Source organism: Pseudomonas sp. NFR16, assembly GCF_900108875.1.
GTDB lineage: Bacteria > Pseudomonadota > Gammaproteobacteria > Pseudomonadales > Pseudomonadaceae > Aquipseudomonas.
Window position 1 is genome coordinate 48,771 of sequence record NZ_FNYJ01000004.1, and the last position, 12,197, is coordinate 60,967.

A 12,197-nucleotide genomic window follows, 5' to 3' on the forward strand; every position below is an offset into this window, starting at 1 on the left:
TCAGAGGCTGCGAGCCACTTGGACCTTCTCGAACACTTCGATCTTGTCGCCGACCTTGACGTCGTTGTAGCTCTTGACGCCGATACCGCATTCCATGCCGGCACGCACTTCGGAAGCGTCATCCTTGAAGCGACGCAGGGATTCCAGCTCGCCTTCGAAGATAACGATGTCTTCGCGCAGTACGCGGATCGGACGATTACGGTACACAACGCCTTCGATGACCATGCAACCGGCGATCGCACCGAATTTCGGCGAACGGAATACGTCGCGAACTTCGGCGATACCCAGGATATTCTCCCGGACGTCGCTGCCAAGCATACCGGTGAGGGCTTTCTTGACGTCTTCGATGATGTCGTAGATGACGTTGTAGTAACGCATGTCCAGACCTTCCTGCTCGACGATCTTGCGAGCGCCGGCATCGGCACGCACGTTGAAGCCGAACAGTACAGCGTTGGAAGCCAGCGCCAGGTTGGCGTCGCTTTCGGTGATACCACCGACGCCGCCGCCCACTACACGCACTTGTACTTCGTCGTTGCCCAGGCCATTCAAAGCGCCCTGCAATGCTTCCAGAGAACCGCGGACGTCGGATTTGAGGACGATGTTGAGCGTCTTCTTCTCTTCCTGACCCATGTTCTCGAAGATGTTTTCCAGCTTGCCGGCGTGAGCACGGGCCAGCTTGACTTCGCGGAACTTGCCTTGACGGAACAGAGCCACTTCACGGGCTTTCTTCTCGTCGGCAACCACGCTCATCTCGTCGCCGGCATCCGGCGTACCGTCCAGGCCGAGGATCTCGACAGGGATGGATGGACCGGCTTCCTTAATCGGCTTGCCGTTCTCGTCGAGCATGGCGCGAACGCGACCGTAGTTCGATCCGACCAGTACCATGTCGCCCTGACGCAGCGTACCGTCCTGAACCAGAACAGTGGCGACCGGGCCGCGGCCCTTGTCCAGACGCGATTCGACGACGACACCACGACCCGGGGCCGATGGCGTGGCAACCAGTTCAAGCACTTCGGCCTGCAGCAGAACCGCTTCGAGCAGCTCGTCGACACCGGTACCGACCTTGGCCGATACAGGGACGAACGGAGTATCGCCACCCCAGTCTTCCGACGTCACGCCGTGAACCGAAAGCTCACTGCGGATGCGGTCCATGTCAGCGCCCGGCTTGTCGATCTTGTTGACCGCGACCACCAGCGGAACACCGGCAGCCTGTGCGTGCTGCACGGCTTCGATGGTCTGCGGCATGACGCCGTCATCAGCTGCGACAACCAGAATCACGATGTCGGTTGCCTTCGCACCACGAGCACGCATTGCGGTAAACGCAGCGTGACCCGGGGTGTCGAGGAAGGTCACCATGCCGCGATCGGTTTCCACGTGATACGCGCCGATGTGCTGGGTGATACCACCGGCTTCGCCAGCGGCAACCTTGGCACGACGGATGTAGTCGAGCAGCGAGGTCTTACCATGGTCAACGTGACCCATGACAGTAACGACCGGCGCACGAGGAACGGTTTCACCTTCGAACTTCAGGGATTCTGCCAGGGAATCTTCCAGGGCGGTGTCGCTGACCAGGGTCACTTTGTGGCCCAGTTCTTCAGCGACCAGCTGGGCAGTTTCCTGATCCAGTACCTGGTTGATGGTGGCCGGGGTGCCCAGCTTGAACATGAACTTGATGATTTCAGCGGCCTTGACCGACATCTGCTGGGCCAGATCGCCCACCGTGATGGTCTCGCCGATCTTCACTTCACGAACCACAGGACCGGTAGGGTTCTGGAAACCGTGAGCGTTGCGTTTCTTCAGCTTGGCCTTGCCGCGACCGCCGCGACGGAAGCCATCGCTTTCTTCGTCGGTAGTACGTGGGGCAACGCGTGGCGCCGGCGCCTTTTCCTTGACCGAAGCGCGATGAGGCGCATTCTTGCGCTCGCCATCACCACCACCGCCGCGACGATTGTTGTCGTCGTTGCGTGGCTTGTCAGGACGACGCTGTTCGTCCTTCTTGCGCTCGGCAACCGGAGCCGGTGCAGCGACCGGAGCTTCCTGCACAGGCTCGGCGGCGACCTGAGGCGCTGGCTCGGACTGAGCCGGCGCAGCAACCGCTTCCGATGCTTGCGGAGCAGGCGCAGGCTGACGGCGCGCTTCTTCTTCGGCACGCTGACGGGCTTCTTCTTCAGCCTTTTGACGAGCGGCGTTTTCTACCGCACGACGTTCTTCCTGCTCGCGCTTGCGCTCGGCTTCGATCTCTTCCGGGCTGCGCTGTACGAAGACTTTCTTTTTGCGCACTTCAACGCTGATGCTCTTGCTGCCAGCAACGCGCAGAGTACTGGTGGTTTTACGCTGCAAAGTGATCTTGCGCGGTTCTTCCACTTTAGCCTTGTGGCCGCTTTTCAGGTGCGTCAACAGGGCTTGTTTTTCGTTATCGGTCACAACTTGCTCGGCGGCGGTGTGCGGCAGACCTGCCTCACGCATCTGCTGTAACAGGCGCTCTACCGGTGTGTCGACCGTTTTGGCCAGTTCTTTCACCGTGACTTGCGTCATGCACTTCTCTCCTCAGGCCGCATTTACTTACTCGAACCAATGGGCTCGGGCGGCCATGATCAACTTGCCGGCACGATCATCGTCAATGCCGTCGATGTCGAGCAGATCGTCAATAGACTGCTCGGCCAGGTCTTCGCGGGTAATTACGCCGCGCACCGCCAGTTCCATCGCCAAATCCTTGTCCATACCCTCAAGCGAGAGCAGGTCTTCGGCCGGATGGGCGTCTGCCAGCTTTTCCTCAGTAGCGATGGCTTTAGTCAACAAGCGATCCTTGGCACGAGCACGAAGCTCGTTGACGATGTCTTCGTCAAAGCCGTCGATGTTGAGCATTTCTTCCAACGGTACGTAGGCAATCTCTTCCAGGCTGGTGAAGCCTTCGTCTACCAGCACCTGAGCGAGTTCTTCGTCGACTTCCAGCTCGTCGATGAAGTTGCGCAGGATGTCGCCAGTTTCCGCTTGCTGCTTGGCCTGGATGTCCGATTCGGTCATTACGTTCAGGGTCCAGCCAGTCAACTGACTCGCCAGGCGCACATTCTGACCACCGCGGCCAATCGCCTGGGCCAGATTGTCCGCGCCGACAGCGATGTCCATGGCATGGGCGTCTTCATCAACGATGATCGCTGCCACTTCGGCAGGCGACATGGCGTTGATGACGAACTGTGCAGGGTTGTCGTCCCACAGCACGATATCCACACGCTCGCCGCCCAGTTCGCCGGAAACTGCCTGGACACGCGAACCGCGCATGCCGATGCAGGCGCCTTGCGGGTCGATGCGTTTGTCCTTGGAGCGAACTGCGATTTTTGCACGCGAACCAGGATCACGAGAGGCAGCCATCACCTCGATGAGACCTTCGGCAATTTCCGGAACTTCAATCCGGAACAGCTCGATCAGCATCTCTGGCGCAGTACGCGACAGGATCAGCTGAGGACCGCGGTTTTCAGTGCGGATCTCTTTGAGCAATGCACGAACGCGAACACCCACACGGAAAGTCTCCCGCGAAATGATGTCTTCACGCGCCAGCAGAGCCTCGGCATTGTTGCCCAAGTCGACGATGACATTGTCTCGTGTAACTTTTTTAACAGTGCCGGAAATGATTTCGCCAAGGCGCTCACGATAAGCGTCAACCACCTGAGCGCGTTCGGCTTCGCGAACTTTCTGCACAATGACTTGCTTGGCAGTCTGGGCAGCGATACGACCGAACTCGATGGACTCGATCTTTTCTTCTACTACATCACCGACCTTGGCGCCGGGATGAGTCTCGGCGACCTTGCTCGGCCACGTTTCGATAGCCGGATCGTCGAGATCGTCTTCCTCAACGACAGTCCAGCGACGGAAAGTCTCATATGCACCCGTGTGGCGGTTGATTTCCACACGCAGGTCAACTTCGTCTTCGAAACGCTTTTTAGTGGCCGTAGCCAGAGCTATTTCCAGCGCTTCAAAAATCACACCGGCCGGTACGCCCTTTTCATTGGATACCGACTCAACAACCAGCAGTACTTCTTTGCTCATCGTACGCCTCGCCTTTCGCAAGCCATTGGATCCGCGGGATCCGCAGTATCTGGCACGTCTCAGTCAAACGTGGGAATAATGTTGGCCTTGTCGATCAGATCGATCGGCAACAGGTATTCGTGATCATCCACTTGCACCACGACATCCTGCTCCTCCACCCCGCGGAGAAGGCCTTGAAAGTTGCGTCGACCGTCGAAGGGCGAGCGCAGCTTTATCTTCACTTGTTCCCCGGCAAAGGCTGCAAACTGCTCGATCGTGAACAGCGGGCGTTCCATGCCAGGAGAAGAAACTTCGAGCGTATATTCGGAGCTGATCGGATCTTCTACGTCCAGAACACCGCTGATCTGGCGGCTGACGATGGCGCAATCGTCCACCAGCACACCGCCCTCTTTATCGATATAAACGCGCAACATTGAGTGACGACCCTGGGCCGAAAACTCGATACCCCAGCATTCATAGCCAAGGGCCACGACCACCGGGGCCAGCAAGGCCTGCAACTGTTCTAGCTTGCTCGACACCTGAACCCCCTCGTGCATGCTGTGCAAATAAAAAATGGGCAAAGCGCCCATCATGAAAAACGCCGTCAACAGCGGCGTAATAAAGTGTCCAGCTAACAAAAAGCCCCTGAAAAGGGGCTCCGCTAAAACTGGTTGCGGGGGCTGGATTTGAACCAACGACCTTCGGGTTATGAGCCCGACGAGCTACCAGACTGCTCCACCCCGCGACAAAGCTGGGGCGGAAGTATACGACTGATCCCGAATCGGGTCAATCCGACACATCCACCTACAAGAAAGCCCGCTACTGCGGGCTGTCTTGTTAATTGGTACCGAGAAGGGGACTCGAACCCCTACACCCTATGGGCACAACCACCTCAAGGTTGCGTGTCTACCAATTCCACCACCTCGGCATTACAACTCTTTTTGCAGTCCCAATAACGACTGCGAATCCCGTGTTACTTCTGTTCTGGAGCGGCAGGAACGTCAGCTGGTGCAGCGGCTGGTTTCTGTTGTCCTTCCAGGACCGGAACATCATCTGTCGCCGGTTTTTGTTTCACTTCCAACACTGCTGGATCTGGCAAACCTACTTGAGTCAGCTGGTGAGCTTTCTCTTTAGCAAAGTAACCTAACCCCAAGCTGGTCAAGAAGAAACAGGCGGCTAGTATAGCAGTAAACTTACTAAGAAAGGTAGAGGAACCTTGGCCTCCGAAGACAGTATTTGATGCACCTGCTCCGAATGACGCGCCAGCGTCCGCACCTTTACCCTGCTGCAGCAAAACCAGAGCAACAACGCCCAGGGCACCCAGCAGATGAAGAACGACTACGACTGTTTCCAGCATTTTTTCAGTTTCCCGCGGCGCGAATGATCGCACCGAACTCATCTGCATTCAGGGAGGCACCACCAATGAGGCCCCCATCGATATCCGGCATGCCGAACAGTTCAGCCGCATTGGCCGCCTTCACGCTGCCGCCATATAGAAGACGCACACCTTGCGCGACTTCAGAATTCTCTTTCGCCAACTGCGCACGAATGGCTGCGTGCACTTCCTGCGCCTGTTCCGGCGAGGCTGTCAGCCCGGTACCAATGGCCCAGACCGGCTCGTAAGCAATCACCGCATTTACAAAAGCGTCGATGCCAAGCTCCTCGATGACGCTGTCGATCTGATGACCAACAACTTCGAGCGTTTTGCCTGCTTCGCGCTGCTCAAGTGTTTCACCGATGCACAACACCGGGGTGAGTCCACTTGCCTGGACCGCCGCAAATTTGCGGACAAGGACTTCATTGCTCTCGCCCATGATCTGGCGACGCTCCGAATGCCCTACAAGCACCAGCTTGCAACCTGCATCCGCCAACTGGGTCGAAGAAATCTCGCCGGTCAGCGCACCTTGTCCCGCCTCGTGCGCGCAGTTCTGCGCGCCCACCTGGATCGGCTGTCCTTCCAGACAATCGACAACGAAGCTGATATGCAGACTTGGCGGAAATACCGCGACGTCAACACCGCTTGGGAGGGTCATGTTTGCCAGACCCTCGACCAGCTCAGCGACGCTGGCGCAGGTACCGTGCATTTTCCAGTTACCAGCTACCATAGGGCGACGCATGCTGTACCTCGTCGGTCAAAGTGGGCGCAGATGTTACCCAACAGTTTCAACACTGGCAAGCCGAATCAGGCGCAAACTTCAGCGACCAGTTTTGCCAGTTCATCGGCATAGCCGGCGACCAGGGTTTCGTCCTCGCCTTCGACCATGACGCGCACCAGCGGCTCTGTCCCGGACTTGCGCAGCAATACGCGGCCGCGACCACCCATGGCCGCTGTCACGCGGGCGCAAGCCTCCTTGACCGCCGGATGCTCGACCGGATCGACCGAGCCGCCCTCGAAGCGGACATTGACCAGCACCTGCGGACACTTGCGCAGCCCCTGACGCGCCTGAGCCAGGCTCTCGCCCGTACGGCGCAGCGCGAGCAACACCTGCAGCGCGGCAATGATCGCATCGCCTGTGGTGGTGTGCTGGAAGCAGACAACGTGCCCGGAGTTCTCGCCGCCGACCTGCCAGTTACGCTCAAGCAACTCGGCGATGACGTAGCGATCGCCCACATTGGCCCGCACGAAAGGGATGTTCAGATCGGCAAGCGCCAACTCAAGACCCAAGTTACTCATGAGGGTCCCGACGACGCCGCCCTGCAAGCGCCCGCGCTCGTGCAAGTCGCGCGCAATGATGTACAGCAACTCGTCACCGTCCACCACCGCGCCAGTATGATCGACCATCAGCACGCGGTCGCCGTCGCCATCGAAACCGATGCCCAGATCAGCCTTCTCAGCAACGACAGCCGCCTGCAGCGCACTCATGTGCGTCGATCCGCAGTTGTCATTGATGTTCAGGCCGTTAGGCGCCGCGGACAGCACACCGACCTGCGCGCCCAGCTCGCGAAACACATTGGGCGCCACCTTGTACGTCGCGCCATGGGCGCAATCGACAACCAGCTTGAGGCCCGCAAAATCGGTACTGGTGGGAACGCTGCTCTTGCAGAACTCGATGTAGCGACCCGCTGCGTCGTTGATACGCGAAACCTTGCCGAGCTTCTCCGATTCAGCGACCGTCATCGGCGTGTCCAGCAATTCTTCGATCATCATTTCGATCTCGTCCGGCAGCTTGGTGCCCTGCCCCGAGAAGAATTTGATGCCGTTGTCGTGATGCGGATTGTGCGAAGCACTGATGACGATGCCCGCTTCAGCGTGGAAAGTGCGTGTCAGGTAGGCAATGGCTGGCGTTGGCATCGGGCCAAGCAGCATCACGTCGGCACCGGCAGCCGAAAGACCTGCCTCCAGCGCAGATTCGAACATGTAGCCTGAAATACGCGTGTCCTTACCTACCAGAATCCGGCAAGCGCCCATCTTGCGGAAAGCCATCCCCGCAGCCCATCCCAGCTTGAGCATGAAATCGGGAGTGATCGGGAATTGGCCTACACGACCGCGAATGCCGTCGGTTCCGAAATATTTCTTAGTGCTCATGGGTGCTCCAGATTTCTTATTTTGCCGATTCAACAGCAGCAATCATGCGCACGACGTCGACGGTTTCCGCCACATCATGCACACGTAAAATTCTTGCGCCCTTGATCATCGCCATCCCGGCCAGCGCAAGCGCTCCGTACAGGCGCTGATCAACCGGCTTGCCCAGCACTTTGCCGATCATGCTCTTGCGTGACACACCCACCAACAGCGGGCGGCCCAGTGCATGCAGCGCCTCCATATGCTTGAACAGGCTCAGGTTGTGCTCAAGGGTTTTGGCGAAGCCGTAGCCAGGGTCGAGAATGATCTTGTCAGCCGGAATGCCGGCTGCGACACATTGATCCATACGCGCCTGCAAAAAAGCGCTGACCTCCCCGACCAGATCATCGTAGTGGGGATCATTCTGCATGTCGGTCGGTTCGCCGCGCATGTGCATCAGGCACACCGGAAGCCCGGTGGCCACAGCAGCGTCGAGCGCGCCATCACGACGCAGTGACCGCACGTCATTGATGAGCCCCGCCCCCAGCCGAGCCGTTTCGCGAATGACCGCAGGCGTAGATGTGTCCACCGAAATGACCACGTCCAGCTCACGACTGATCGCTTCCACGATAGGCGCCACGCGCTCGAGCTCTTCCACGGGAGAAACGGCACGCGCGCCTGGGCGAGTGGACTCGCCACCCACATCGATCAGCGTCGCTCCAGCATGCACCATGGCTTCGGCATGGCTCAGCGCCAGGTCGCGCCTAGCGAAACGACCGCCATCAGAGAACGAATCAGGGGTGATGTTGAGAATTCCCATGACATGAGTCCGGGATAAATCAAGAACCCGGTTGCCGCAAGGCAACCGGGTTGGGTGAAGCACAGAAGTCATGTCAGCCCTTAGTGGTCAGCAGCTGGACCGCCGATCGGCGTTTCCGGACGCGGCCCGACAGGCGCGGTTGGTGTCCCGGAAGCTCCGGAACCCCCTTCCCAGTCACGCGGCTCGCGAGGTGTGCGGCCAGCCATGATGTCATCGATCTGCTCGGCGTCGATGGTTTCGTACTTCATCAGTGCGTCGGCCATCGCGTCCAGCTTGTCGCGATTGTCAGTAAGGATCTGCTTCGCGGTGCCGTAGCACTGGTCGATGATGCTGCGCACTTCGGAGTCGATCAGGCGCGCTGTGTCAGCGGACAGGCTGGCGTTTTGACCGCCACCGCCGCGGCCCAGGTAACCGCCATCCTCTTCTTCCGAATACATCAGCGGGCCGAGCTTCTCGGACAGGCCCCACTTGGTGACCATGTTCCGCGCAATCTGACTGGCACGCATAATGTCGTTGGACGCACCGGTGGTGACACCGTCAAAGCCCAGCGTCATCTCTTCTGCGATACGACCGCCATAGAGCGAGCAGATTTGACTGATGAGCGCGCGCTTGGACAGGCTGTAGCGATCTTCTTCCGGCAGGAACATCGTCACACCCAGCGCACGACCGCGCGGGATGATCGACACCTTGTACACCGGATCATGCTCAGGCACGACGCGACCGACGATCGCGTGACCGGCTTCGTGATAAGCGGTGTTCTGCTTCTCTTTCTCGGACATGACCATCGATTTGCGCTCAGCGCCCATCATGATCTTGTCTTTTGCCAGCTCGAACTCTTTCATCTCGACGATGCGTTTGCCCACGCGAGCAGCGAACAGCGAAGCTTCGTTGACCAGGTTGGCCAGGTCCGCACCGGAGAAACCAGGCGTACCACGTGCGATAACCGCAGCATTGACGTCGTCGCCCATTGGCACTTTACGCATGTGCACTTTGAGGATCTGCTCACGGCCACGGATGTCTGGCAGACCTACCACGACCTGACGGTCGAAACGGCCTGGACGCAGCAGCGCAGGGTCAAGCACGTCGGGACGGTTGGTCGCGGCGATGACGATGATGCCGTCATTCATCTCGAAGCCGTCCATCTCGACCAGCAACTGGTTCAGGGTCTGCTCACGCTCATCGTGACCACCGCCCATACCCGCGCCACGATGGCGGCCCACGGCGTCGATTTCGTCGATGAAGATGATGCAAGGCGCGTGCTTCTTGGCTTGCTCGAACATGTCACGAACGCGGCTCGCACCGACACCCACGAACATTTCGACGAAGTCAGAACCGGAAATGGTGAAAAACGGCACTTTGGCCTCACCGGCAATGGCTTTTGCCAGCAAGGTTTTACCCGTGCCCGGAGGACCGACCATCAGCACACCGCGCGGAATACGACCGCCCAGACGCTGGAACTTGCCCGGGTCACGCAGAAATTCAACGAGCTCGCCGACTTCTTCTTTCGCTTCGTCGCAACCGGCCACGTCAGCCAGCGTGGTTTTCACCTGATCTTCGGAAAGCAGACGCGCCTTGCTCTTGCCAAAACTCATCGGCCCGCCCTTGCCTCCAGCGCCGCCTTGCATCTGGCGCATGAAGAACATGAAAACAGCGATGATCACGAGAATCGGAAAGCTGGCGACCAGCAACTGAGTCCAGATGCTCTGTTGTTCAGGCTGCTTGCCTTCAATGACGACGTTATTGTCGACCAGATCGCCAATCAGGCCGTTGTCCTGAATGGCAGGACGAATAGTCTTGAAGGTATCGCCGTCGCTGCGTTTGCCCGTGATGACGTAACCGTCAACGGCAACTTTCTCGACCTTGCCATCCTTCACCTGCTGGATGAACTCGGAGTAGTTGAGGGTCTGCGGCTCGTTCGGGCTGGAGAAGTTGTTCATCACGGTCACCAGGACCGCAGCGATGATCAACCACAGGATCAAATTCTTTGCCATATCGTTCAATTAGCTACCCTCTGAAGCAAGCTCCACGCTGGAGCGTGCCTCGCATGATATTCACCGGCCTAACTTACTACAGATCCTACAGGCGTGGCAGGCGGCGTCTGTAACCCTTTGTGAAACTTTGACTACAAGATGTTCGTTACGCTTCATGAATAAAGCCATTTGAAAAAAGCTATTGCCTTTACTCAAAGTCGCTCGGTGCTTCGTAACCGCCCTTGAAACCCCGGCCCAGCAGGTACTGCTCACGGGACCGATCGCGGGAGGACAGAGGCTTGCGCATCTGTACCTTGTCGAACATTTTGCGAACCTCCTTGTGGTACACATCAAAGCCTTCACCCTGGAAGACCTTGATCAGAAAATCACCACCCGGACGCAGGACCCGACCCGCCAGGTCGAGCGCCAACTCACAAAGGAACATGGCGCGTGGCATATCCACAGCGCTCAATCCACTCATATTGGGGGCCATATCAGAAATCACAAGGTCTACTTGTGTATTACCGATCGCCGCCAGGATCTGCTTGAACACCTCATCTTCTGTGAAATCCCCTTGAATAAAGGTCACATCGGGAATGCTGTCCATTTCCAGAATGTCGGATGCGATCAGGCGACCTTGACCACCAATCAGACGACTGGTCACCTGAGACCAGCCACCGGGCGCCGCGCCGAGGTCGACCACGGTCATGCCCGGACGGATCAGGCGGTCCTTTTCCTGAATCTCGAGAAGCTTGTAACTCGCTCGCGAGCGATAGCCATCCTTTTGCGCCTGTTTGACGAAAGGATCGTTGAAATGCTCTCTCAGCCAGTTATGGCTGCTCTTGGAACGCTGGGCCACGGGGCACCTCGATGATATGCGTCGTGATTAACTGGGCGGAGCCACGGGGCCTCGGGTAAAATGGCCACCAATTTTACAGAATCAGACGAAAAGGGTCAGATTATGCCGCTCAATAACGAGCAGAAGAAACAATACAAATCCATTGGACATGACCTGAAGCCGGTCCTGATGGTAGCTGGCAATGGCCTGAGCGAAGGCGTTCTGGCCGAGCTGGACCGCGCTTTGGTGGATCATGAACTGATCAAGGTTCAGATCAAGCTGGAAGACCGCGACGAGCGCCGCGCCGTGATCGAAGAACTGTGCAAGCAAGGGCGTGCGGAACTGGTGCAGACCATCGGCAAGATGGCGCTGATCTACCGCAAAAACCCACAGCCGAACAAACAGCTGTCCAACATACACCGCTACAAATAATGACGATACCCGTCAGCGGCGCGGTTTACGCGCCCTGACAGGAACCGACCGACGACAAGAAGCATCACTACTGCCCCTTCCCGCCGAACCGGGTCGCCGGAAGTCATCCCGAGGGACGACCTCCGGCACATCGATCAGATGTGCTTGACCTCGACAATCTCGTACTCGATCACACCGCTTGGCGTTTTCACGGCCACGACATCGCCTTCTTCTTTGGCGATCAGCGCGCGAGCGATCGGCGAGCCGACGGAGATCTTGCCCGACTTGATGTCGGCTTCATCCTCACCAACGATCTGATAGGTCACGCTTTCGTCGGTTTCGACGTTAGCAATCTCTACCGTGGACCCGAAAATCACCTTGCCGGTGTGAGGAATCGTGGTGACGTCAATGATGACGGCATTCTGCATGCGGCCTTCGATGTCGCGGATCCGCGCCTCGACCATGCCTTGCTCCTCGCGGGCAGCATGGTATTCGGCGTTTTCCTTCAGATCACCCAGCTCACGCGCTTCACCGATTGCCTGACTCAAGCGCGGACGCTCGACCTTGCTCAGGTGGTGCAGTTCTTCTTCCAGGGCGCGAGCGCCCTGAACGGTCATTGGATATTTGGTAATG

At 58.2% G+C, this 12,197-nt stretch carries 11 protein-coding genes and 2 tRNA genes; 1 reads left to right on the forward strand and 12 read right to left on the reverse strand.

Annotated elements, in window-relative coordinates; genetic code table 11:
- From infB to rlmE, 11 genes are all read right to left on the reverse strand, one after another.
- Nucleotides 1-2,535 (reverse strand): translation initiation factor IF-2, encoded by a 2,535-nt coding sequence (gene infB, locus BMZ10_RS16165; protein WP_093464308.1) that lies wholly within the window; start codon nt 2,533-2,535, stop codon nt 1-3.
- Between the two features lie 27 nt (nt 2,536-2,562).
- Complete coding sequence (gene nusA / locus BMZ10_RS16170; protein ID WP_093464311.1) at nt 2,563-4,044, reverse strand: transcription termination factor NusA; 1,482 nt, start codon at nt 4,042-4,044, stop codon at nt 2,563-2,565.
- Between the two features lie 59 nt (nt 4,045-4,103).
- A complete protein-coding gene (rimP, locus tag BMZ10_RS16175; protein WP_081566696.1) occupies nt 4,104-4,562 on the reverse strand; it encodes a ribosome maturation factor RimP in 459 nt (152 codons plus the stop codon).
- Nucleotides 4,563-4,691: 129 nt separating this feature from the next.
- Nucleotides 4,692-4,768 (reverse strand) — tRNA-Met (locus BMZ10_RS16180).
- Nucleotides 4,769-4,865: 97 nt separating this feature from the next.
- Nucleotides 4,866-4,951, reverse strand: a tRNA-Leu gene (locus tag BMZ10_RS16185).
- A gap of 45 nt (nt 4,952-4,996) precedes the next feature.
- Nucleotides 4,997-5,380, reverse strand: coding sequence for a preprotein translocase subunit SecG (gene secG / locus BMZ10_RS16190; protein ID WP_093464314.1), 384 nt, complete (start codon nt 5,378-5,380; stop codon nt 4,997-4,999).
- A gap of 4 nt (nt 5,381-5,384) precedes the next feature.
- Nucleotides 5,385-6,140 carry a triose-phosphate isomerase gene (tpiA, locus tag BMZ10_RS16195; RefSeq protein WP_093464317.1) on the reverse strand — a complete coding sequence of 252 codons (756 nt, stop codon included), beginning with the start codon at nt 6,138-6,140 and terminating at the stop codon, nt 5,385-5,387.
- Nucleotides 6,141-6,205: 65 nt separating this feature from the next.
- A complete protein-coding gene (glmM, locus tag BMZ10_RS16200) occupies nt 6,206-7,549 on the reverse strand; it encodes a phosphoglucosamine mutase (RefSeq protein WP_093464320.1) in 1,344 nt (447 codons plus the stop codon).
- Between the two features lie 16 nt (nt 7,550-7,565).
- Nucleotides 7,566-8,417 (reverse strand): dihydropteroate synthase, encoded by an 852-nt coding sequence (gene folP, locus BMZ10_RS16205; RefSeq protein WP_093464324.1) that lies wholly within the window; start codon nt 8,415-8,417, stop codon nt 7,566-7,568.
- An 8-nt stretch (nt 8,418-8,425) separates the two neighbouring features.
- Nucleotides 8,426-10,336 (reverse strand): ATP-dependent zinc metalloprotease FtsH, encoded by a 1,911-nt coding sequence (gene ftsH, locus BMZ10_RS16210; protein WP_093464327.1) that lies wholly within the window; start codon nt 10,334-10,336, stop codon nt 8,426-8,428.
- Nucleotides 10,337-10,523: 187 nt separating this feature from the next.
- Nucleotides 10,524-11,174 carry a 23S rRNA (uridine(2552)-2'-O)-methyltransferase RlmE gene (rlmE, locus tag BMZ10_RS16215; RefSeq protein WP_093464329.1) on the reverse strand — a complete coding sequence of 217 codons (651 nt, stop codon included), beginning with the start codon at nt 11,172-11,174 and terminating at the stop codon, nt 10,524-10,526.
- 102 nt (nt 11,175-11,276) lie between these two features.
- Between rlmE and yhbY the strand changes: the two genes are divergently transcribed.
- A complete protein-coding gene (yhbY, locus tag BMZ10_RS16220; protein ID WP_093465544.1) occupies nt 11,277-11,585 on the forward strand; it encodes a ribosome assembly RNA-binding protein YhbY in 309 nt (102 codons plus the stop codon).
- Between the two features lie 134 nt (nt 11,586-11,719).
- Here the strand turns inward: yhbY and greA are convergent, their stop codons facing one another.
- Nucleotides 11,720-12,196: a transcription elongation factor GreA gene (gene greA / locus BMZ10_RS16225; protein WP_093465547.1), complete on the reverse strand. Its 477-nt coding sequence runs from the start codon at nt 12,194-12,196 to the stop codon at nt 11,720-11,722.
- Nucleotide 12,197 lies beyond the last annotated feature (1 nt).

Coding starts and splice junctions, on each gene's coding strand:
- nusA (WP_093464311.1), bottom strand. CDS start 4,044: ATGAGCAAAGAAGTACTGCTGGTTGTTGAGTCGGTATCCAATGAAAAG.
- secG (WP_093464314.1), bottom strand. CDS start 5,380: ATGCTGGAAACAGTCGTAGTCGTTCTTCATCTGCTGGGTGCCCTGGGC.
- tpiA (WP_093464317.1), bottom strand. CDS start 6,140: ATGCGTCGCCCTATGGTAGCTGGTAACTGGAAAATGCACGGTACCTGC.
- infB (WP_093464308.1), bottom strand. CDS start 2,535: ATGACGCAAGTCACGGTGAAAGAACTGGCCAAAACGGTCGACACACCG.
- yhbY (WP_093465544.1), top strand. CDS start 11,277: ATGCCGCTCAATAACGAGCAGAAGAAACAATACAAATCCATTGGACAT.
- glmM (WP_093464320.1), bottom strand. CDS start 7,549: ATGAGCACTAAGAAATATTTCGGAACCGACGGCATTCGCGGTCGTGTA.
- folP (WP_093464324.1), bottom strand. CDS start 8,417: ATGACTTCTGTGCTTCACCCAACCCGGTTGCCTTGCGGCAACCGGGTT.
- ftsH (WP_093464327.1), bottom strand. CDS start 10,336: ATGGCAAAGAATTTGATCCTGTGGTTGATCATCGCTGCGGTCCTGGTG.